This window comes from Mesorhizobium sp. ISC15, assembly GCF_037162615.1.
In the GTDB taxonomy this organism is placed as follows: Bacteria; Pseudomonadota; Alphaproteobacteria; order Rhizobiales; family Rhizobiaceae; genus Mesorhizobium; species Mesorhizobium mediterraneum.
The window spans coordinates 6126384-6147638 of record NZ_JAVSPX010000001.1 but is presented as its reverse complement, the minus strand read 5'-3'; the positions used below and the strand labels follow the sequence as shown (position 1 = coordinate 6147638).

General features: G+C 63.8%; 15 protein-coding genes. 14 read left to right on the top strand and 1 reads right to left on the bottom strand.

Annotation, left to right across the window (positions count from 1 at the left end):
* Positions 1-40 precede the first annotated feature (40 nt).
* The 7 genes from RPG13_RS29685 to RPG13_RS29655 all read left to right on the top strand — a co-directional run bounded on the left by RPG13_RS29685 (position 41) and on the right by RPG13_RS29655 (position 9240).
* A complete protein-coding gene (locus tag RPG13_RS29685; RefSeq protein ID WP_337126664.1) occupies positions 41-1135 on the top strand; it encodes an ABC transporter ATP-binding protein in 1095 nt (364 codons plus the stop codon).
* Positions 1135-2055, top strand: a complete 921-nt coding sequence (locus RPG13_RS29680; protein ID WP_127293326.1) for an ABC transporter permease — start codon at positions 1135-1137, stop codon at positions 2053-2055. The genes RPG13_RS29685 and RPG13_RS29680 overlap by 1 nt, the downstream gene beginning before the upstream one ends.
* Positions 2048-2854, top strand: coding sequence for an ABC transporter permease (locus RPG13_RS29675; protein WP_127203822.1), 807 nt, complete (start codon positions 2048-2050; stop codon positions 2852-2854). The genes RPG13_RS29680 and RPG13_RS29675 overlap by 8 nt, the downstream gene beginning before the upstream one ends.
* A 25-nt stretch (positions 2855-2879) precedes the next feature.
* Positions 2880-3914: an ABC transporter substrate-binding protein gene (locus tag RPG13_RS29670; RefSeq protein ID WP_126105159.1), complete on the top strand. Its 1035-nt coding sequence runs from the start codon at positions 2880-2882 to the stop codon at positions 3912-3914.
* 111 nt (positions 3915-4025) lie between these two features.
* The gene (locus RPG13_RS29665; protein ID WP_337126663.1) at positions 4026-5453 is read left to right on the top strand and encodes an amidase; all 1428 of its coding nucleotides are present in this window, start codon (positions 4026-4028) and stop codon (positions 5451-5453) included.
* 67 nt (positions 5454-5520) lie between these two features.
* Positions 5521-6717, top strand: coding sequence for a serine hydrolase domain-containing protein (locus RPG13_RS29660; RefSeq protein ID WP_126105161.1), 1197 nt, complete (start codon positions 5521-5523; stop codon positions 6715-6717).
* A 210-nt stretch (positions 6718-6927) separates the two neighbouring features.
* The gene (locus RPG13_RS29655; protein WP_337126662.1) at positions 6928-9240 is read left to right on the top strand and encodes a Tex family protein; all 2313 of its coding nucleotides are present in this window, start codon (positions 6928-6930) and stop codon (positions 9238-9240) included.
* On the opposite strand, the gene RPG13_RS29650 is transcribed toward RPG13_RS29655, so the two are convergent.
* Positions 9241-10137, bottom strand: a complete 897-nt coding sequence (locus tag RPG13_RS29650; protein WP_337126661.1) for a LysR family transcriptional regulator — start codon at positions 10135-10137, stop codon at positions 9241-9243.
* Between the two features lie 108 nt (positions 10138-10245).
* Here RPG13_RS29650 and RPG13_RS29645 point away from each other — a divergent pair, with 108 nt between their 5' ends.
* From RPG13_RS29645 to RPG13_RS29615, 7 genes are all read left to right on the top strand, one after another.
* Entirely contained in the window at positions 10246-11436 is a 1191-nt protein-coding gene (locus RPG13_RS29645; protein WP_095484107.1) for an acyl-CoA dehydrogenase, read from the top strand.
* 110 nt (positions 11437-11546) lie between these two features.
* Positions 11547-14924 carry a transglutaminase family protein gene (locus tag RPG13_RS29640; RefSeq protein WP_292624592.1) on the top strand — a complete coding sequence of 1126 codons (3378 nt, stop codon included), beginning with the start codon at positions 11547-11549 and terminating at the stop codon, positions 14922-14924.
* A gap of 6 nt (positions 14925-14930) precedes the next feature.
* A complete protein-coding gene (locus tag RPG13_RS29635; protein WP_337126660.1) occupies positions 14931-17333 on the top strand; it encodes a circularly permuted type 2 ATP-grasp protein in 2403 nt (800 codons plus the stop codon).
* A 2-nt stretch (positions 17334-17335) separates the two neighbouring features.
* Positions 17336-18220: a transglutaminase family protein gene (locus RPG13_RS29630; protein ID WP_337126659.1), complete on the top strand. Its 885-nt coding sequence runs from the start codon at positions 17336-17338 to the stop codon at positions 18218-18220.
* 147 nt (positions 18221-18367) lie between these two features.
* A complete protein-coding gene (locus RPG13_RS29625; RefSeq protein ID WP_292500863.1) occupies positions 18368-19468 on the top strand; it encodes a DNA topoisomerase IB in 1101 nt (366 codons plus the stop codon).
* A 111-nt stretch (positions 19469-19579) separates the two neighbouring features.
* A complete protein-coding gene (locus tag RPG13_RS29620) occupies positions 19580-19954 on the top strand; it encodes a YciI family protein (protein ID WP_095484111.1) in 375 nt (124 codons plus the stop codon).
* Positions 19951-21225: an RNA polymerase sigma factor gene (locus RPG13_RS29615; RefSeq protein WP_337126658.1), complete on the top strand. Its 1275-nt coding sequence runs from the start codon at positions 19951-19953 to the stop codon at positions 21223-21225. The genes RPG13_RS29620 and RPG13_RS29615 overlap by 4 nt, the downstream gene beginning before the upstream one ends.
* The last annotated feature ends 30 nt before the right edge of the window (positions 21226-21255 follow it).

The window sequence follows — 21255 nt, the reverse complement described above, 5'->3', positions numbered from 1 at the left end:
TGGATCCGCCCTGAAGAGCGGACGCAAGAATGGGGTAATCGTGCCGGAACAACCGGGTAAAAGTGCAATTGAGGTTCGTGGCGTCCGCAAGGTATTCGGTACCGGGGAGTCACAGGTCGCCGCCCTCGACACGGTTTCGGTGTCGATCCGCGAAAATGAGTTCTTCACGCTGCTTGGTCCGTCCGGCTGCGGGAAGACGACGCTTTTAAGGCTGATTGCCGGCTTCGATTTCCCTAGCGCCGGCGAGATACTGCTGCATGGTCAGGACATCGCGCCGCTGCCGCCATTCAAGCGGCCGGTCAACACCGTGTTCCAGAACTATGCGCTGTTCCCCCATATGACGGTGGCCGAGAACATCGGCTTCGGCCTCGAAATGCTCGGCAAGCCCAAAGCCGAAGTGAAGGCGCGGGTCGCCGAGATGCTGAAGCTGGTCAAGATGGAAGCGCTCAGCGGCCGCCGCACCAGCCAGATATCGGGCGGCCAGCAGCAGCGCGTGGCGCTGGCCCGGGCGCTGGCGCCGCAGCCGAAGGTGCTGCTGCTCGACGAGCCGCTGTCGGCGCTCGACTTCAAGCTGCGCAAGGAGATGCAGATCGAGCTGAAGCGGCTGCAGCACGAGACCGGCATCACCTTTATCTTCGTCACCCACGACCAGGAAGAAGCGCTGACCATGTCGGACCGCATCGCGGTGATGTCGTCGGGCAAGATCCTGCAGGTCGGCACGCCTTGGGACATCTATGACAAGCCGGCGGAGCGCTTCGTCGCCGACTTCATCGGCGAGACCAATTTCCTGACCGCGGCCATAACAGGCATGGCCAACGGCAAGGCACGAGCAACGCTCAAATCCGGCGCGACGATCGACGCAACCGTGGCTGAGGGCTTTCAGCCGACGGACAACGCCACCGTGGTGGTCAGGCCGGAACATGCCAAGCTGACCAGCGGCAAGGGCGACCTGTCGGGCACGGTCGAAAACATCGTCTATTTCGGCACCGACACGCACATCCATGTTCGCCTGGACAGCAGCGAGGCCTTCACTGTGCGCCAGCAGAACACGCGCAGCGCAGGCTGCGGTTTCGAGCGGGGAGACAAGGTCGGCATTTCGATCGGCAACGATGCCGCACAAGTGCTGAGGGACTGATGGCGAGCGCGGAAGAAGTCGCCAAGGAAGCCGAACGCCGAGATATCCGCGATCGCTGGCTTCTGTCAGCGCCGGCACTGATCATCATCTTTCTGGCGGCGACCGGCCCGCTGCTGATCGTCGTGATCTATTCGTTCCTGACGCCGGGGCCCTATGGCGACGTGGTGTGGAAATTCTCCACCGACGGCTGGCTGTCGGTGCTGATGCAGCGTGACATCTTCGACGACACGCTGGCCTTCGCCGACGCGCATCTGTCGATCTTCTGGCGTTCGGCCAAGCTGTCGTTCATGACAACGATCTTCACGCTGCTCTTTGGCTTCCCGACCGCCTATTTCATCGCCACCCGGCCCGCGCGGCAGCGCGAGATCTGGCTGTTCCTGATCACCATCCCGTTCTGGACCAATCTGCTGATCCGCACCTTCGCCATCCAGGAGGTGATCCGCAACGAGGGCATCGTCAACACGGTGCTCATCAAGCTCGGCATCATCAGCCAGCCGATCCAGATGATGTTCACCGATTTCGCGCTGATGGTCGGCATGACCTATGTCTATCTGCCGCTGATGGTGCTGCCGCTCTATGCCAGCATGGAAAAGATCGACTTCCGGCTGGTCGAGGCGGGTTACGACCTCTACGCCAACCGCTTCCAGGTGCTGAGGCGGGTCATCATCCCGCTGGTCAAGCCTGGCATCATCGCCGGCTCGATCCTCGTCTTCATCCCGGCGCTGGGCGCCTATGTCACCCCGCGCGTGCTCGGCGGTTCGAAGAATATGATGCTCGGCAATCTGATCGAGCTGCAGTTCGGGCAAGGCCGTAACTGGCCGCTCGGCTCGGCGCTGTCGATCTCGTTGATGGCGATCGTGATGGTTGCGCTGCTCTTCTATGTCCGCTCCGCCGGGCGTCAGGGCGGCACGCATGGGTAGCCGCTTCGACATCCGCCGGCAGACCGGCTTCACGGCCATCGCGATGGTCTGCTTCTTCGCGCTTTACCTGCCGATCATCACGGTTGTCGTCTATGCCTTCAACGCCGGCAGTTCGATCGCGATCTGGGAAGGCGTGTCGCTGCGCTGGTTCTACCAGGCCTGGAACAACAACCAGGTTGTCGACGCCTCGATCCGGTCGCTGCAGATTGCTTCAGTCGCGGCGACTATTGCCACGATCGTCGCCACCATGGCCGCGCTTGCCACGACCCGGACGAAGCCATATCCCGGCCTCGGCTTCAAATACGCCTTCATCAACCAGCCGCTGATGGTGCCGGAAATCGTCACCGCGGTGGCGCTGCTGATCTTCTTTTCGCGCATCAAGATCTGGACCGGCTATTCGGGGCTGGGCTACCTGATGGCCGCGCATACGGCCTTTTGCATCCCCTTTGCCTATCTGCCGATCCGGGCGCGGCTTGAGAACATGGATCTGACGTTGGAGGTCGCTGCGGCCGACCTCTACGCGACACCCTGGAAGGCTTTTCGGCGCGTCACCTTTCCGCTGCTCTGGCCAGGCATCCTTGCTGGATTGATGCTGGCCTTCGTCATCTCGCTGGATGATGTCGTCATCACGGAGTTCGTCAAGTCCGGCGGCCAGGACACGTTGCCGACTTACATGCTCGGCCAGTTCCGGCGCGTTATCACGCCGGAAATAAACGCGATTTCGACGGTGTTCCTGCTGATCTCGATATTGATCGTCACCGTCTTCTTTTTCATCAGCAGGAAAAAGGATCAGGAATGATATCAGCTGTAACAGGAGAAAAACGATGAAGTGGAAACTGGCTGCGACGGCGCTCGGCGCCGCGCTCCTCGCCTCGGCGGGTATTGCCCGCGCCGATGGCGAGCTCAACATCTACAACTGGGGCAATTACACCAGCCCCGACCTCATCAAGAAATTTGAGGAAAAATACAAGGTCAAGGTGACAGTCACCGACTACGATTCCAACGACACCGCGCTCGCCAAAATCCGCCAGGGCGGCAGCGGCTTCGACATCGTGGTGCCCTCTGCGAGCTTCGTGCCGATCTGGATCGAGGAAGGGCTGCTGTTGGAGACAGAGCCTAGCAAGATGGAGAACTTCAAGAACATGGACCCGAAATGGGTCGATGTTCCCTTCGATCCAGGCCGCAAATACACCGTGCCGTGGCAATGGGGAACGACCGGCGTGACGGTCAACACCTCCGTCTACAAGGGTGACGTCAACACTTCGGCCATCTTCCTGGATCCGCCGCCGGAACTGGTCGGCAAGGTCAACGTCGTTCCCGAAATGGCCGATGTCATGCATCTCGCCATCAGATATGTCGGCGGCGAGCCCTGCACCGGCGACAAGGAGGTGCTGAAGAAGGTGCGCGATGCGCTGGTGGCGGCAAAGCCGAAATGGATCTCCATGGACTACGGCACGGTCGAGAAGTTCGCCAAGGGCGACTTCGCAGCTAGCGTCGACTGGAATGGCGCGTCCTTCCGCGCCCGCCTGCAGAACAAGGACATGGTCTATGGCTATCCGAAGGAGGGCTATCCGATCTGGATGGACAATCTTGCGGTGCTGAAGGACGCCAAGAACGTCGAAAACGCCAAATTGTTCCAGAACTTCATCATGGATCCCGAAAACGCGGCGCTGATCTCGTCTTTCGCGCGCTACGCCAACGGCATCAAGGGATCGGAGGCCTTCATGCCTGCGGACATGAAGACGGCGCCGGAGGTCAACATCCCCGCCGAGTTCGCCGACAAGGGCAAGTTCATGCTGAACTGCGCGCCCGACGTCCAGGCGCTCTACACCAGGATCTGGACCGAATTGCAGAAGTGATCGCAGTACCACGGACCCGGCAGCCATGGCTGCCGGGTCCGTGAATCAAAAAAATCTTCGCCAAGGACCGACGTCCGGCTGTCGCCTGACGCACCCGGAGTTTGCCTGCAAATGCCCGATCTCGATCTCTGCTACATGCCGGCACGCGAGGCCCTTAGGCGCTTCAAGGCGAAGACGCTCTCACCGGTCGAGCTGATGGAAGCGGTCATCGGGCGCGCCGAGGCGACGAAGGACAAGGTCAACGCTTTCACCAACACGCATTTTGACGAGGCGATGGCACTGGCCAAAAAAGCCGAGGCGAAATACGCCAAGGGCAAGAAGACGGGCCCGCTCGAGGGCCTGCCCGTCGGCATCAAGGACGAAAGCTATATCAAGGGCAAGCCGACCACCGGCGGCTCGCTGATTATGAAGAATTTCGTTGCCGACATCAGTTCGACCATGAATGAGCGCATCATTCGAGCTGGCGGCATCGTCCATGCACGCACGGCGACGCCGGAATTCTCCTGCGCGGCCTATACATGGTCCAGGTTGTGGGGTGTCACCCGCAATCCCTGGAATCCCAAGTTCACGCCCGGAGGCTCGTCGGGCGGCTCGGCCGCATCGCTCGCATCCGGCACATCGTCGATCGCCACCGGCTCCGATATCGGCGGCTCGATCCGCATCCCGGCGTCGGCCTGCGGTATCGTCGGCTACAAGCCGCCCTATGGCCGCAACCCGGACGACCCACCGTTCAACCTCGACTTCTACTGCCACACCGGACCGCTGGCACGCACGGTGGAGGACGCGATCCTGCTGCAGAACGTCATGACCGGTCCCAGTCCGCTTGACATAGCCTCGCTCCGGCCAAAGCTAACCCTGCCGACCAGGTTCAAGCCGATCAAGGGCTGGAAGATCGGCTATTCGATGGATCTCGGCGGCTTCGAGGTCGATCCGGAAGTGGTGAAGAACACGAAGAAAGCGCTCGACGTGTTCCGCTCACTGGGTGCTGAGGTCGAGGAGGTCGATTTAGGTTGGGGACCGGAGGTCCTGGAGGCCGGGCTCGCCTATTTGAACCATCTGTTCGGCGCGTTCCTGTCGAAGCTGCTGCCCGACCATGCCGACGAGATGACGACCTACGCCCGCAAGTTCGCCGAGGAGGGAGCGGGTTCCAAGGCAACCGATTTTGTCGACAGCCTGGAGGTGGCTGGCCGCATGTATACGACGCTTGGGCCGCTGCTCGAAAAATACAATGTGCTGATCTGCCCGACCACGGCGCTGCCGTCGGTGCCGGCCGACCATGACCAGTCGAAGGACGAAGTCAGGATCAACGGCAAGCTGGTCAATCCCTCGCTGGGCTGGGTGATGACGACGCCGTTCAACATGATGAGCCGCTGTCCGGTGCTGTCGGTTCCATCCGGCCACGCGAAGAACGGCGTGCCGACCGGTATCCAGATCGTCGGCCGCACCTACAGTGACGAAGATGTGTTCCGCGCCGGCATGGCCTATGAAAAAGCAGGTGGTGGCTGGTACGGAGAAAAGGCGCGCCGGCCGAAACTATGACGGACGGCACGACCGCACTGAAAGCAAAAACTGTCGCGACACCGCGGGACACTTCCCGGAGCATAAAATGACATCCTACCGCAACAGCGAACCGGTGCCGCCGATCATGCAGGGCTCGCCGCCCAAGATGGTGCCTCCAAAGCTCGACTGGGACAGGGGGCCCTGGAACCGGTGGGCATTCCAGCACATCCGCGAAATTCTGCCGACCGTCGAAGTCTGGCGCGGCAATGGCCATCGCCGCCGGCTCGAGCGAGCCGAGGTCGATCTCGATGCGCTGCCGGTGGGCGACAGCACGGGTCAGCCTGCGACGCTGGCCGGGCTGCTCGACGAGACCTATACGGACGGGTTCCTCGTGCTCAAGGACGGCAAGATCGCCTATGAGCGCTATTTCAACGGCATGACCGACCGCACGCTGCATTTGTCGCAGTCGATGGCGAAGTCCGTCACCGCTTCGGTGTTCGGCATATTGGTCGGGCGCAGCCTGATCGACCCGGCCTTGCCGGTGACGACGTATCTGCCGGAGCTTGGCGTCACTGGCTGGGCCGGCGCCAGCGTGCAGCATGTGCTCGATATGACGAGCGGGGTGCGTTTTTCCGAGGAATATACCGACCGCTATTCCGATATCGGTCAGGTCGATGTCGCCAGCGGCTGGAAACCGGTGCCGCCGGGCAGCGATCCGGCCTTCGAGTGGCCGTCGCATATGTTCGAGCTGATCCTGGGCCTCAAGGAGAAAAGCCGGCCGCATGGCGCTGCGTTCGAATACCGTTCGATCGAGACCGACGTGCTCGCCTTCATCATGGAGCGGGTGACCGGCCAGCGGCTGGCGCAGCTGGTTTCCGAGGAACTCTGGCAAAAGCTCGGGGCGGATGAAAGCGCCTGCTTCACCGTCGACAGCGCCGGCTACGCCATCGCCGATGGCGGCTTCAACGCCACGCTGCGCGACTTTGGCCGTTTCGGGCAGCTGATCCTCGACAACGGCGGCGGCGTGGTGCCGGCCGACTGGATCGAGGCGACGCGCAGCGGCAGGCATGGACCGGACTTCAATCCCAGCCTGCCGGAAGGCGGCTACCGCAACCAGTTCTGGATCGAGGATCCGGGCTCACGCGCGCTGATGTGCCGGGGCGTGTTCGGTCAGCTGATCCATATCGACTGGAACACGAGAATGGTCGTTGTGAAGCTTTCGAGCTACCCGGATTTCACCGATATCGCCTATTCGGTGGCGACGATGAAGGCCGTGCACGCGATCGCCGCCGCTCTGGCCTAAGTTCCAAAAATCGGAAGGAAACGCCATGACCGGCGAGACTGCGTTCGAGACCGGATATGGCTTTGCCCGAATAGTCTGACCCGATCCAGGCGCCCGTAGCGCCGCAGCTTTCCTGTGGACCTGTCAGGCTGATCGAAAACGCCGCGGTTGGCGGAGCGACGCTCTGCGCCTATGGTCGCCGCTCTTTTCGATAAGGACAGCAGGAACGACATGGCATCCGACATCAAGCGCATCGCAGCAATCATCGCAGCCGAGATCACTGCCCGGCCCGAACAGGCCGCGGCGGCGATCGGACTGCTGGACGAAGGCGCGACAGTGCCGTTCGTGGCGCGCTACCGCAAGGAGGTCACCGGCGGCCTGGACGACACTCAGCTGCGCCTGCTTGCCGAGCGGCTCGCCTATCTGCGCGAGCTCGACGCGCGCCGGGACACAATCCTCGGTTCGATCCGCGAGCAGGGCAAGCTGACCGAGGAGCTCGAAACCAAGGTCGCTGCGGCTGCCACCAAGGCGGAACTCGAAGACATCTATCTGCCCTACAAGCCGAAGCGCCGAACCAAGGCGGAGATCGCGCGAGAGCGCGGGCTGGGACCGCTGGCCGAGGCCATCCTTGCCGACCGTGCGGCGGTGCCCGCCGAACTGGCGCTGGCATACATCAGCGAAGAGGTGGTCGACGCCAAGGCGGCACTCGACGGCGCGCGCGACATCCTGTCCGAACAGTTCGCCGAAAATGCCGACCTGGTCGGCAGACTGCGGGCCTACATGAAGGAACGGGCTTTCATGCGGTCACGCGTCGTCGACGGCAAGCAGGAGGCCGGCGCGAAATTCTCCGACTATTTCGACCATGTCGAGCGCTGGGCCAATGTGCCGAGCCATCGCGCGCTGGCGATGCTGCGCGGCCGCAACGAAGAGGTGCTGTCGCTCGACATCGAAGTCGATGCCGACCACGCGTCGCCGGTGAAGCCGATCGAACGGATGATTGCCGATGCCTACGCCATCGGCCGCCAGCTGCCGGGCGACCGCTGGCTGATGGAGGTTGCTGGCTGGACCTGGCGCATAAAGCTGTCGCTGCATCTGACGCTCGATTTGATGCGCGATCTGCGCGAGCGGGCCGAGGAGGAAGCGATCCACGTCTTCGCCCGCAATCTGAAGGATTTGCTGCTCGCAGCACCGGCCGGCTCGCGCGCCACGATGGGGCTCGATCCCGGCATCCGCACCGGGGTCAAGGTGGCGGTGGTGGACGGCACCGGCAAGCTGCTGGCGACGACGACGGTCTATCCGTTTCCACCACGGAACGATGTGCGCGGCACGCAGGCCGAATTGGCGAAGCTCATCCGCCTGCACAAGGTCGAGTTGATTTCGATCGGCAACGGAACCGGCAGCCGCGAGACGGAACGGCTGGTGGCCGACATGCTGTCCGACATGCCGGCTGATTCCGGGCCGAAGCCGCTCAAGGTGATCGTCAGCGAGGCGGGCGCCTCGGTCTATTCCGCCTCGGCAACGGCGGCGGCGGAATTCCCCGGCCTCGACGTGTCGCTGCGCGGCGCGGTGTCGATCGCGCGGCGACTGCAGGATCCGCTCGCCGAACTGGTCAAGATCGAGCCGAAGTCGATCGGCGTCGGCCAGTATCAGCACGATGTCGACCAGTACCGGCTCGGCCGCTCGCTGGAAGCGGTGGTCGAGGACGCGGTCAATGCCGTGGGCGTCGACCTCAACACCGCCTCTGCGCCGCTTCTGGCGCGGGTTTCGGGTCTTGGCACATCGCTGGCCGAGGCCATCATCGCGCATCGCGATGCGGCCGGCCCCTTCGCCAGCCGTCGTGACCTGTTGAAGGTCTCCCGCCTCGGACCTCGCGCGTTCGAGCAATGCGCCGGCTTCCTGCGAATTCCCAACGGCACCGAACCGCTCGATGCCTCGGCCGTGCATCCGGAAGCCTATGGCGTGGCGAAAAAGATCGTCGCCGCCTGTGGGCGCGACCTCCGCTCGCTGATGGGCGACAGTGCCGCCCTCAAGGCGCTTGATCCGCGGGTTTTCGTCGATGAACGCTTCGGCCTGCCGACGGTCCGCGATATACTGGCAGAACTGGAAAAACCCGGCCGCGATCCGCGACCAGGTTTCAAGACCGCGACCTTCGCCGACGGCGTCGACGACATCAAGGATTTGAAGCCTGGAATGCTGCTGGAAGGAACCGTCACCAATGTCGCGGCGTTCGGCGCTTTCATCGATATCGGTGTGCACCAGGACGGGTTGGTGCACGTCTCGCAACTGGCCGACCGTTTCGTCAAGGACGCGCATGAGGTGGTAAAAGCCGGCGACGTGGTCAAGGTGCGTGTTGTCGACATCGACATCAAGCGTAAGCGCATCGGCCTGTCGATGCGAAAGGATGGCGACGGTGGTACACCGAAGCCGCGCGACAATGGCAACAGACCGGTGTCGCGCGCGCCGGCGCCGCAGCGTCAGCCAGAGCGGCCGGCGCAACAGGGCGCATTCGGTGCCGCATTGGCCGATGCGCTGAAGCGGAAGTAGCTACTTCTCCGGCGGTACATGGTCCAGCAGCCAGTCGCGAAAACTGGCGACCGGCGGATGGCCGCGTTTGTCATGCGGCACGACGAGGTAATAGGCGCTGCGGCTTTGCATCGGCCGGCCCGGCGCCGGCACCAACTGGCCGCGCTGCAACTCGCCTGAGATGAGGACCTGCGGCAGCAGCGCGACGCCAAGCCCGGCCATGCAGGCCTGGGCGGCGGTGCCGAACTGCTCGAACTGCATGCCCGGTCCAGTCGGCGCGCTCAAACCCTGATGCTCGAACCACTCGGTCCATGCGCCGGGCCGCGTCGCCATATGCAGCAGCGGCAGACGGCCGATGTCGGCGGGTGTGGCAATGGCGCGGCCGGCCAGAAATTCGGGCGAGACCACTGGCATCACCGTCTCGCGCACCAGCAGCGTCGAGTCGGCATCCGGCCAGTCGGGCAGGCCGAAATGGATGGCGGCGTCGAGCCTCTCGCGGGCGAAGTCGAAGCGGCCGATGCGGGTGACGAAGTTGATGGTGATATCGGGGTTGTTTTCGACGAAATCCGGGATGAGCGGCATCAACCAGCGTGTGCCGAAGGTCGGCAGGATGGCGAGGTTCAAGATGCCACTATGCCGATTGCTCATCAATCCAAGGGCCGCGTCGCGCAATTGACCTAGGGCGGCGCGCACCGCTTCGGCATAAATCTCGCCTGCCGTCGACAGCCGGACATTGCGGCTGTCGCGTTCGAACAGCCGACGGCCGAACTGGTCCTCCAACAACGCGATCTGCCGGCTTACAGCACCCTGAGTCAGATCGAGCTCGCGGGCGGCGGCGGTGAAAGAGCCGAGGCGCGCCACAGCCTCGAAGGCGGTAAGGGCGCCGATGTTAGGCAAAAGGCGGCGCTGGACGTTCATGATCCATTACTAACGCTCATTGATTGGTGATGCAATTTCGTTTGATTTTTTTTAAGCGGGGGTCGATAAGCCGGGCACTTCAAGATTTTGTTCTGGGAACCGAGAGCCATGGCCGCCGATAAGAACGCATTCGTCTGGGACGATCCTTTCCTGATCGAGGACCAGCTTTCGGAAGACGAGCGGATGGTGCGCGATGGCGCGGCGGCATTCGCTGCCGACAAGCTCGCTCCCAGGATCGAGGAAGCCTATCTCGAGGAAAAGACCGACGCCGGCATCTTTCGCGAGATGGGCGAGGCGGGTCTGCTCGGCATCACCATCCCCGAGGAATATGGCGGGCTCGGCGCCAACTATGTCACCTATGGGCTGGTGGCGCGGGAAGTCGAGCGCATCGACTCGGGCTATCGCTCGATGATGAGCGTGCAGTCGTCGCTGGTGATGTATCCGATCCATGCCTATGGCTCGGAGGCCCAACGCAAGAAATACCTGCCGAAGCTCGCCAGCGGCGAATGGATCGGCTGCTTCGGCCTGACCGAGCCGGATGCCGGTTCCGACCCGGGCGGCATGAAGACGCGCGCCGAAAAGACCGCGAACGGCTACAAGATCTCCGGCTCGAAAATGTGGATTTCCAACGCGCCGATCGCCGACGTCTTTGTCGTTTGGGCGAAATCGGCTGCGCATGACAACGAGATTCGCGGCTTCGTGCTGGAGAAGGGCATGAAGGGGCTGTCGGCGCCGAAGATCGGCGGCAAGCTGTCGCTGCGAGCCTCGATCACCGGCGAAGTGGTGATGGAAGGCGTCGAGGTCGGCGAAGACGCGCTGCTGCCCAATGTGTCGGGCCTGAAGGGGCCATTCGGCTGTCTCAACCGGGCGCGCTACGGCATCTCCTGGGGCGCGATGGGTGCAGCGGAAGATTGCTGGCACCGGGCCCGCCAATACGGCCTCGACCGCAAGCAGTTCGGCAAGCCGCTGGCCGGGACGCAGCTTTTCCAGAAAAAACTCGCCGACATGCAGACCGAGATCGCTCTGGGGCTGCAGGGCAGCTTGCGGGTCGGGCGGTTGATGGACGAAGGCAAGATGGCGCCGGAGATGATCTCGATCGTCAAGCGCAACAATTGCGGCAAGGCGCTCGACATTGCCCGCCAGGCCCGCGACATGCATGGCGGCAACGGCATCCAGATCGGTTACCACGTCATGCGCCACGCGCAGAACCTTGAAACGGTCAACACCTATGAGGGCACGCATGACGTGCATGCGCTGATCCTCGGGCGGGCGCAGACCGGGTTGCAGGCGTTTTTCTGAGCCGGCAACTGTCGCTTAAATTAGGTGCACCGCAACATCTGCTTGGAGAATGCCCGCCTGATGTGTCAGGGTTCGGCGAATTCGTTTGAAACGCCGACTTTCGGGGCACCATGGCAATTCTGGCAGCCGTCTACCACCTGACCCATTACAAATATGACCGGCCGGTCGTCCTTGGCCCCCAGGTCATCAGGCTGCAGCCGGCGCCGCATTCCCGCACCAAGGTGCTCAGTCATTCGCTGAAGGTCGAGCCCGCAAACCATTTCGTCAATCTGCAGCAAGACCCCTACGGCAATTTCCTCGCCCGCTTCGTGTTTCCTGAGCCGGTGACGGAGCTGAAGATCGAGGTCGACCTCGTCGCCGACATGACGGTCTATAATCCGTTCGATTTCTTCGTCGAGCCGTCGGCCGAAATCTTTCCGTTCGAATACCCAGAAGAGATCCGCGACGATCTCGCCATCTACCGGACGCCGGAGCCGGCTGGACCGCTGCTGTCGGCGTTCCTGCAGACCATCGTGCGACACCCAACCAACACCGTCAATTTCGTCGTCGACCTCAATGCGCGGCTGCAGCGCGAGATCGCCTATATCGTGCGCATGGAAACCGGTGTCTTCTCACCCGAGGAAACGCTGGCCGCCGCCAAGGGATCCTGCCGCGATACGAGCTGGCTGCTGGTGCAGATCCTAAGAAACCTCGGCCTCGCCGCGCGCTTCGTTTCCGGCTACCTGATCCAGCTGAAGCCCGACCTCGTCGCGCTTGACGGGCCGCCCGGCACTGCCGTTGATTTCACCGATCTCCATGCCTGGTGCGAGGTCTATCTGCCGGGGGCCGGCTGGATCGGCTTCGACCCGACCTCCGGCCTGCTCACCGGCGAAAGCCATGTGCCGCTCGCCGCAACGCCGCATTTCCGCAACGCCGCGCCCATTTCCGGCATGGCGAGCTTCGCCAATGTCGAATTCGGCTTCGACATGCGGGTCGATCGCATCGCCGAGCACCCGCGCATCACCAAGCCATTCTCCGACGAAAGCTGGCTGGCGCTCGATGTGTTGGGCAACAAGGTCGATGCCGCGCTTAAGGCAGGCGATGTGCGGCTGACGATGGGCGGTGAGCCGACCTTCGTGTCGATCGACGATTTCGAGGCGGACGAATGGAACACCGCCGCCGTCGGCCCGACAAAACGCGAAAAGGCCGATGCGCTGATCCGCCGGCTGCGTGAGCGTTTCGCGCCGGGTGGCTTCCTGCATTACGGTCAGGGCAAATGGTATCCGGGCGAAACCCTGCCGCGCTGGACATTCTCGCTCTACTGGCGCACCGACGGCGAGCCGGTGTGGAGCGACCCGTCGCTGATCGCACGGGAAAACAGCGAAGCAGATGTCGGACCGAAGCAGGCTGAAAGCCTGCTGACGACGATTGCCGATGAACTCGGCATCGACAAGACCATGGTCAGCGAAGCTTATGAGGACCCGGCTGAGTGGCTGCTCAAGGAAGGCAAGCTACCGGACAATGTCGATCCGTCCAATTCGAAGCTGGAGGACCCCGAGGAGCGCAGCCGCATGGCGCGGGTATTCGAGCGCGGCCTGACCAAGCCGTCGGGCTACGTGCTGCCTGTCCAGCGCTGGAACAGCCAGGCGTTGGGGCCGCGCTGGCGTTCGGAGAAATGGAAGACACGGCGCGGCAAGCTGTTCCTGGTGCCGGGCGATTCACCGGTCGGCTACCGCCTGCCGCTCGGCACGCTGCCCCATGTGCCGCCGGCGCAGTTTCCCTATATCGTGCCGGTCGACCCGTCGCTGCCGCGTGGGCCACTGCCGGCGCGCGAGGCTATCTTGCCTGAGGCCGCTCCGTTGCCGGACGCTGCCCCGGCCGAATTGGAAGGCGCCGACGAAATGGCGCGCCGCCAGCATGCGGCGTCCTTCACCGCCGCGACCGGCCAGCAGGACCGTGTCGAACAGGAGATCACCGAGATCGGCGGCGCGGTGCGCACCGCGCTATCGGTCGAGCCGCGCGACGGACGGCTTTGTGTGTTCATGCCGCCGGTCGAGGCGTTGGAAGATTATCTCGAACTGGTCGCGGCGGCCGAGAACGCGGCAAAGGCTATCGGGCTGCCGGTGCATATCGAGGGCTACGGCCCGCCGCACGATCCGCGCCTCAACGTCATCCGGGTGGCTCCGGATCCCGGTGTCATCGAGGTGAACATCCATCCGGCTGCGAACTGGCAGGACTGCGTGGCGACGACCACAGCGATCTACGAGGAGGCGCGGCAGACACGGCTTGGCGCCGACAAGTTCATGATCGACGGGCGCCACACCGGCACAGGCGGCGGCAACCATGTCGTCGTCGGCGGCGCGACGCCCAACGACAGCCCGTTCCTGCGCCGTCCGGATCTGCTGAAAAGCCTTGTCCTGCAATGGCAGCGCCGCCCGTCGCTGTCCTATCTGTTTTCGGGCCTGTTCATCGGCCCGACCAGCCAGGCGCCGCGCTTCGACGAGGCGCGCCACGATTCGCTCTACGAGCTCGAGATCGCGATGGCGCAGGTGCCGCATCCAGACAAGGGCAATGCGCCATTGCCGTGGTTGGTCGACCGGCTGTTCCGAAATCTTCTGACCGATGTGACGGGGAACACCCACCGTTCGGAAATTTGCATCGACAAGCTGTTTTCGCCCGACGGCCCGACCGGCCGGCTGGGGCTGGTCGAATTCCGCGGCTTCGAGATGCCGCCCAATGCGCGCATGAGCCTCGCGCAGCAATTGCTGGTGCGCGCCATCATCGCCCGCGCCTGGAAGAACCCGCTCGATGGCCGTTTCGTGCGCTGGGGCACGTCGCTGCATGACCGGTTCATGCTGCCGCACTATGTCTGGGCTGACTTTCTCGACGTGCTGGACGACCTCAAGCTGAACGGCTTTGAATTCCGCCCCGAATGGTTCGACGCGCAGCTCGAATTCCGTTTTCCGTTCTGCGGCGAGGTCCAGCATGCCGGCATCAAGCTGGAGCTGCGGCAAGCGCTGGAGCCGTGGCATGTCATGGGCGAGCAGGGCGCCATCGGCGGGACCGTGCGCTTTGTCGATTCCTCGGTCGAGCGGCTGCAGGTAAAGACGGAAGGGCTCAACCCGGAGCGTCATGCCGTCGTCTGCAACGGCCGTATCGTGCCGATGAAGGTGACCGACACCAGAGAGGTCGCGGTGGCAGGCGTCCGCTTCAAGGCCTGGCAGCCGGCATCGGGCCTGCATCCAGCGCTGCCGGTCAACACGCCGCTGGTCTTCGACATCTACGATCGGTGGTCGGGCCGGGCGGTCGGCGGCTGCGTCTACCATGTCGCGCATCCCGGCGGGCGCAGCTACGACACCTTCCCGGTCAACGGCAACGAAGCGGAGGCGCGGCGGCTCGCCCGCTTCGAGCCGCGCGGCCATACGCCGTCCGGCTACGTGCTGCGCGACGAACAAGCCTCTGAGGATTTCCCGATGACCCTTGACCTGCGGCGGCCTGCAAGACTCTGATCAGCCATGGCAAAGGGGAATCACAGGAAAATACGCGGCAGACCGCATAACCTGCTGGAGCACTACCAGCCGATCGACGGTGTCGTCGACGAGATGGTCGACGCATCAGGCAATCCTCGTCCGGTCTGGAAGGACTTCATCGAGGCACTGGAAGAGCTGGGGCCTGAAAAGCTCGCCCAGCGCTTCGCTCGCGCCGACCAGTATCTGCGCGACGCCGGTGTCTATTACCGCGTCTACGACAAGGCCGGCGCCAATGAGCGCGAATGGCCGTTGGCGCATGTGCCCCTGCTGATCGAGGAGCAGGAATGGGCTGCGATCAGTGCCGGCCTGGTTCAACGGGCGGAGCTGTTCGAGGAAACGATCGCCGACATCTATGGGCCGAACCGGCTGGTCGAGAAAGGCATTTTGCCGGCGGGGCTGATCGCCGCCAGCCCGGAATATTTGCGGCCGGTCGTCGGCACCAGGCCGGCCAGCGGCCATTTCCTGCACTTCTGCGCCTTCGAGCTCGGCCGTGGACCGGACGGCCGCTGGTGGGTGCTCGGCGACCGCACGCAGGCGCCGTCGGGCGCCGGCTTTGCGCTGGAAAACCGCGTCGCCACCACGCGCGCGCTGTCCGACATCTATGGCGAGATGCATGTGCACCGTCTTGCCGGCTTCTTCCGCCGCTTTCGCGACGCGCTGAACGGCATGGCCAAGGTATCAGGCGGCCGTGTCGCCATCCTGACGCCGGGGCCGCTCAACGAAACCTATTACGAACATGCCTATATCGCCCGCTATCTCGGCATCATGCTGCTCGAAGGCGAGGATCTGACCGTCTCCGGCGGCCGGCTCATGGTACGCACCGTTTCGGGGCTGATGCCGGTCAGCGTGCTCTGGCGACGGCTCGACGCCGCCTTCGCCGATCCGCTGGAGTTGCGGCCGGAGTCGCAGATCGGCACGCCAGGGCTGGTCGAGGCGATCCGCCGGGGAGCCGTTTCGGCCGTCAATGCGCTCGGCTCCGGGCTGATGGAAACACGGGCGATGTCCGCCTTCCTGCCGAAGATTTCGCGCGAATTGCGCAACGAGGAGCTTCTGCTGCCGAGCGTCGCGACATGGTGGTGCGGCCGGGACACGGACCGTGACCATGTGCTGGCTAACCTCGACCACATGGTGATCGGTCCGGCGCTGTCGACGCGGCTTGCCTTCGAGGATGACGATTGCACGAGGCTGGGCTCGGCGCTGGGTGCCGGGGAGCGGGCCGAGCTGATAGCCCAGATCGAACGGGGCGGCGGCGACTTCGTCGGACAGGAAGCGGTGACGCTTTCGACCACGCCGGTCTATGTCGGCGGCTGGCTGGAGCCGCGGCCGGCAAGCCTGCGCGTCTACCTGGCGCGAACGCCCGAAGGCTGGTCGGTGATGCCCGGCGGTTTTGCCCGTGTCGGCTTTTCGCTCGACCCGACGGCAATCGCCATGCAGCGCGGCGGCCAGGCGGCGGATGTGTGGGTGGTCAGCGACAGACCGGTGGAGCGCGAGACGCTGCTGCCGCAGGAGCACGACAGCTTCACCCGCACCTTGCCGGGGAGCCTGCCCAGCCGCGCGGCGGAAAACCTGACATGGCTCGGCCGCTACATCGAGCGATCGGAAGACACGGTGCGCATCCTGCGCGCCTATCACGTGCGGCTGGCCGAGGCCTCCGACCCGGACATGCCGCTGCTTGCCGATATCAGAGACTATCTCGAACCGTTCGGCATCGACGTCGCGACGGCGATCCCGCCGGGGCTGATCGGCACGCTGGACAGCGCCGTCTACAGCGCCGGACAGATCCGCGACCGCTTCTCGCCCGATGGCTGGCTGGCGCTGAAGGATCTGTCGAAGACCATTCACCAATTCGCGACAACGGTGGCGCCGGGCGATGACGCGACGCGGGCGATGACGGTCATCCTGCGCAAGCTCGCCGGGTTTTCGGGCCTGCTGCATGAGAATATGTACCGCTTCACCGGCTGGCGCTTCCTGGAGATCGGCCGGCGGTTGGAACGCGGCATCCAGATCGCCCGCACGCTCGCCCGATTGACGAGGGCTGCGGCGCCGGATGGCGCGCTCGACATGATGCTGGAGATCGGCGACAGCGTCATGACCCACCGGCGGCAGTATCCGGTGCAGGCCGGCCGGCGCACGGTGATCGATCTCCTGGTGCTCGATCCGCTCAACCCGCGCTCCATCCTGTTCCAGCTCGAGCGGCTGAAGGCCGAAATCGCGCTGTTGCCTGCTGTCGGTGAGGGGCATATGTCGCCAGCGGCGAAGGAGATCCTGCAACTCAACACGGCAATCGCCATCAAGGAACCCTCGGACATGACGGCCAAGGCCCTGGACGATCTCGCCACCGAGATCGGCGGCCTCTACAACAGCCTCGCCAAAGCCTATTTCGGGTGAGCATGCTCTACGACATCAGGCTCAATCTGCGTTACGATTACGATGCGGCGGCGGGCGGTGGCCGCCATCAGGTGCGCGTGCTGCCGCCGACGATATCGGGCGTGCAGCGCGTGATCGCCGCTTCGCTGTCCTTCGCGCCGGCGCTGAGCGAACGCTCCGACTTTTCCGATTTCTTTGGCAACAATGTCACGTCGATCGCCTTTCGCGATGCCCATGATGCGCTCGACATCAGGATGAGCGCGCGCGTCGCCGTCTCGCGGCCGGAGCCTGGGCTTGATGTGTCGCCCGACATTCGCCGGCTGCGTGAGGAACTCGACGCGGTGCGGTCGCTGTCGCCCGGATCGCCGCATCATTTCCTGGCCGCCAGCGATCACGCGGGCATCGACGCTGCGATCACGGCCTACGCGCGCGGCAGTGCCGGCAGCTCGGCTGTCAGCACTGCGGTGGACCTGTGCAACCGCATTCATCGCGATTTCACCTATGATGGCGAGGCGACCACGGTGCAGACCCGGGCGAGCGATGCCTTCGACCTGAGGCGGGGCGTCTGCCAGGATTTTTCGCACATCATGATCGCCGGCCTACGCGGCCTCGGTATTCCCGCCGGTTATGTCAGCGGGTTCCTGCGCACCATTCCGCCGCGTGGCAAACCGCGGCTCGAAGGGGCCGACGCCATGCATGCCTGGGTCAAGGTGTGGTGTGGGCGCGACACCGGATGGCAGGAATTCGATCCGACCAACGGCATGCGGGCAAGCAACGACCATATCACCGTCGGCCATGGCCGCGACTATTCGGATGTAGCGCCGATCGTCGGCGTCCTGAAGACGACGGGAGGGCAGGTCGGCGAGCAAGCAGTCGACGTCATTCCGGTCGTGCTTGAAAAGGCATGACGGCAAGCGAGGCCACACTCGATCTTGAACATCGGCAGAAGGCTGCTTCTCGAACGCGGATGTGGTGAGCCTGGTATCTTTGTGGAAGCCATGGCGGAACCAGCGGCCGATCCGTCGCTTATCTACGGGAAATTCCGTGGAGAGGACATGCTGGACAAATCCGGGTCGTCGCCTGGCCGGTCGGCTAGCAGGAAGGTTGCTCCAGGGGCGCCGACAAATGGGTCGCAAGCCTCTGCCGATCGAGCCTCACTCACCTACATCACTGACGCCGAGCCCGGTATCCGCCGTCTGAGGGTTGGCAAGGGATTTTCATACAAAGGGCCTGACGGGCAGGGCGTCGACGAGGACACTTTGGCCCGCATCAAGGCGCTCGCCATTCCACCGGCGTGGACAGATGTGTGGATTTCGCCCGTTGCTGACGGTCACATCCAGGCGACCGGCCGGGACCAGCGCGGACGCAAGCAATATCGCTACCATGCGCTATGGGCGGAGGAGCGTGACGGCGTCAAATATTCGAGCCTGGTTGCCTTTGCAGAAATCCTGCCCGAGCTGCGACGCCAGATCGATGCCGATCTGCGCCGTCACGGACTGCCGCTGGAGCGGGTTGTCGCCGCTGTGGTCTGGCTGCTCGACAATACGATGATCCGCGTCGGCAATTCCGCCTACGCTCGCGACAACAACAGCTTTGGGCTGACCACGCTGCGCGACCGTCATGTCGACATCAATGGCTCGAGCCTGCGTTTCGCTTTCAAAGGCAAGTCCGGCAAGGAATGGAAGCTAAAGCTCGCCGATCGCCGGATCGCCAGGATCGTGCGCGGGGCGCAGGATCTGCCGGGCCAGAAGCTGTTCCAGTATCTAGACGAGGACGGAAGCAGGCGACCGATCCGCTCCGACGACGTCAACCGCTACATCAGGGAGATGGCAGGGGCCGATTTCAGCTCCAAGCATTTCCGAACCTGGGGCGGCACCATCCATGCTGCGTCGCTGTTTGCGCAAACCGAACGACCCGAAAGCCAGGCACAACAGAAGCGGGTGATGAACGGCCTCATCGACAAGGTCGCCGAGCGGCTGGGCAACACGCGCGCCATCTGCCGCAGATGCTATATCCACCCGCAAGTTTTCGATGCCTGGTCCGAAGGACGGCTGCTCAGCGAAATAGCGGATGCGAACAAGCGGAAACGATCGATACCCGGTCTCGATGACGAAGAGGCTCTCGTACTGAGATGGCTGAAGGCGCAGGAAAGCTGAACCGGACAGAGCAGCCGCAGTTTCGTGATCCGTGCAGGACGTAATTTTTTGTCGACGTCATGTCGGGATAGGTCCTAGTGTTTCGTCCTTTGACAGAGAAAAGGACCACCCATGCTCTACGCGATCCTCTGCTATGCCTCCGAAGACGTCGTCTGCTCCTGGAGCAAGGAACAAGATGACGCTGTCATGGAAAAACTCCTGGGCGTGCAGGAAAAATACGCTCAGGCGGGCCGGCTTGGCCCGGTGGCGCGGCTGCTGCCGACGACCGCTGCGACAACGCTGAGGAAGGTCAAGGGCGAAGCGGTCGTCATCGACGGCCCGTTTGCCGAAACCAAGGAACAATTCCTCGGCTTCTACACGCTCGAATGCGCCGATCTCGACGAGGCCGTCGACTTTGCGCGCGAGCTTTCCGAGGTCAACCCGAGCGGCGGCTCTTACGAGATACGGCCGGTTTCGCTCTTCAATCCCGCCAAGGTTTCCGCATGACCGACCTTACCTGGATCAGCACGGCGATCAGCACCGCCCGCCCCCAGGCGATGGGCGCGCTGCTGCGCTACTTCCGCGATCTCGATGCGGCGGAGGAAGCCTTCCAGGACGCTTGCCTGCGAGCTCTGAAGAACTGGCCGACAAACGGCCCGCCGCGCGATCCGGCAGCCTGGCTGATCTTCGTCGGCCGCAACAGCGGCATCGACGCGGTGCGCAAGCGCGCCAAGCAGGCGCCGCTGCCGGAGGAAGACCAGATCTCCGATCTGGAGGATGCCGAGACCGACATCGCCGAACGGCTCGACGGCGCGCATTACCGCGACGACATCTTGCGGTTGCTGTTCATCTGCTGTCATCCCGACCTGCCGGCGACGCAGCAGATCGCTGTGGCATTGCGCATCGTCTCCGGCCTGAGCGTCAAGCAGATCGCCCGCGCCTTCCTCGTCGGCGAAAGCGCCATGGAGCAGCGCATCACCCGCGCCAAGGCGCGTATTGCGGATGCCGGCGTGCCATTCGAGACGCCCGGTGCGGTCGAGCGCTCGGAACGGCTCGCCGCCGTCGCCGCCATGGTCTATCTGATCTTCAACGAAGGCTATTCGACCAACAGCGGTGAGGCTCCCGCCCGCGCCCCGCTTTGCGAAGAGGCGATCCGGCTGGCCAGGCTGCTGCTGCGGCTGTTCCAGACCGAGCCGGAGATCATGGGCCTGACGGCGCTGCTGCTGCTCCAGCATGCGCGTGCGCCGGCGCGCTTCGACGAGAGCGGCGAGATCGTGCTGCTCGAGGACCAGGACCGCAGCCTGTGGAGCCGCAAGATGATCGACGAGGGGCTAGCGCTGGTCGACAAGGCATTGCGCCACCAGAAGCCCGGTCCCTACCAGGTGCAGGCGGCGATCGCTGCCCTGCATGCGCGGGCGGCAAGGCCAGAGGATACGGACTGGAACGAGATCGACCTGCTCTATAGCCTGCTTGAACAGATGCAGCCGTCGCCGGTGGTGACGCTCAATCGCGCCGTCGCGGTCGCCAAGGTGCGCGGGCCGGAAGCGGCACTTGCCATGATCGAGCCGCTGGAACAGAGGCTTTCCGGCTATTTCCATTTCTTCGGCCTCAAGGGCGGCCTGCTGATGCAGCTTGGTCGTGGCGAGGAGGCGCGCATCGCCTTCGACCGTGCCATCGCGCTTGCCAACACGGCAGCCGAGGCCGCGCATATCCGCATGCATATCGACCAGTTGATGAAGGAAGGCGCCGCGCGGGGAACCGCGCAGACAGCGCGCTGAACGACTCGCTGGTTCAACGGTCCGACCTTG

Coding starts and splice junctions, on each gene's coding strand:
- RPG13_RS29670 (WP_126105159.1), top strand. CDS start 2,880: ATGAAGTGGAAACTGGCTGCGACGGCGCTCGGCGCCGCGCTCCTCGCC.
- RPG13_RS29630 (WP_337126659.1), top strand. CDS start 17,336: ATGCTCTACGACATCAGGCTCAATCTGCGTTACGATTACGATGCGGCG.
- RPG13_RS29660 (WP_126105161.1), top strand. CDS start 5,521: ATGACATCCTACCGCAACAGCGAACCGGTGCCGCCGATCATGCAGGGC.
- RPG13_RS29675 (WP_127203822.1), top strand. CDS start 2,048: ATGGGTAGCCGCTTCGACATCCGCCGGCAGACCGGCTTCACGGCCATC.
- RPG13_RS29640 (WP_292624592.1), top strand. CDS start 11,547: ATGGCAATTCTGGCAGCCGTCTACCACCTGACCCATTACAAATATGAC.
- RPG13_RS29680 (WP_127293326.1), top strand. CDS start 1,135: ATGGCGAGCGCGGAAGAAGTCGCCAAGGAAGCCGAACGCCGAGATATC.
- RPG13_RS29615 (WP_337126658.1), top strand. CDS start 19,951: ATGACCGACCTTACCTGGATCAGCACGGCGATCAGCACCGCCCGCCCC.
- RPG13_RS29665 (WP_337126663.1), top strand. CDS start 4,026: ATGCCCGATCTCGATCTCTGCTACATGCCGGCACGCGAGGCCCTTAGG.
- RPG13_RS29625 (WP_292500863.1), top strand. CDS start 18,368: ATGCTGGACAAATCCGGGTCGTCGCCTGGCCGGTCGGCTAGCAGGAAG.
- RPG13_RS29635 (WP_337126660.1), top strand. CDS start 14,931: ATGGCAAAGGGGAATCACAGGAAAATACGCGGCAGACCGCATAACCTG.
- RPG13_RS29650 (WP_337126661.1), bottom strand. CDS start 10,137: ATGAACGTCCAGCGCCGCCTTTTGCCTAACATCGGCGCCCTTACCGCC.
- RPG13_RS29645 (WP_095484107.1), top strand. CDS start 10,246: ATGGCCGCCGATAAGAACGCATTCGTCTGGGACGATCCTTTCCTGATC.
- RPG13_RS29620 (WP_095484111.1), top strand. CDS start 19,580: ATGCTCTACGCGATCCTCTGCTATGCCTCCGAAGACGTCGTCTGCTCC.
- RPG13_RS29655 (WP_337126662.1), top strand. CDS start 6,928: ATGGCATCCGACATCAAGCGCATCGCAGCAATCATCGCAGCCGAGATC.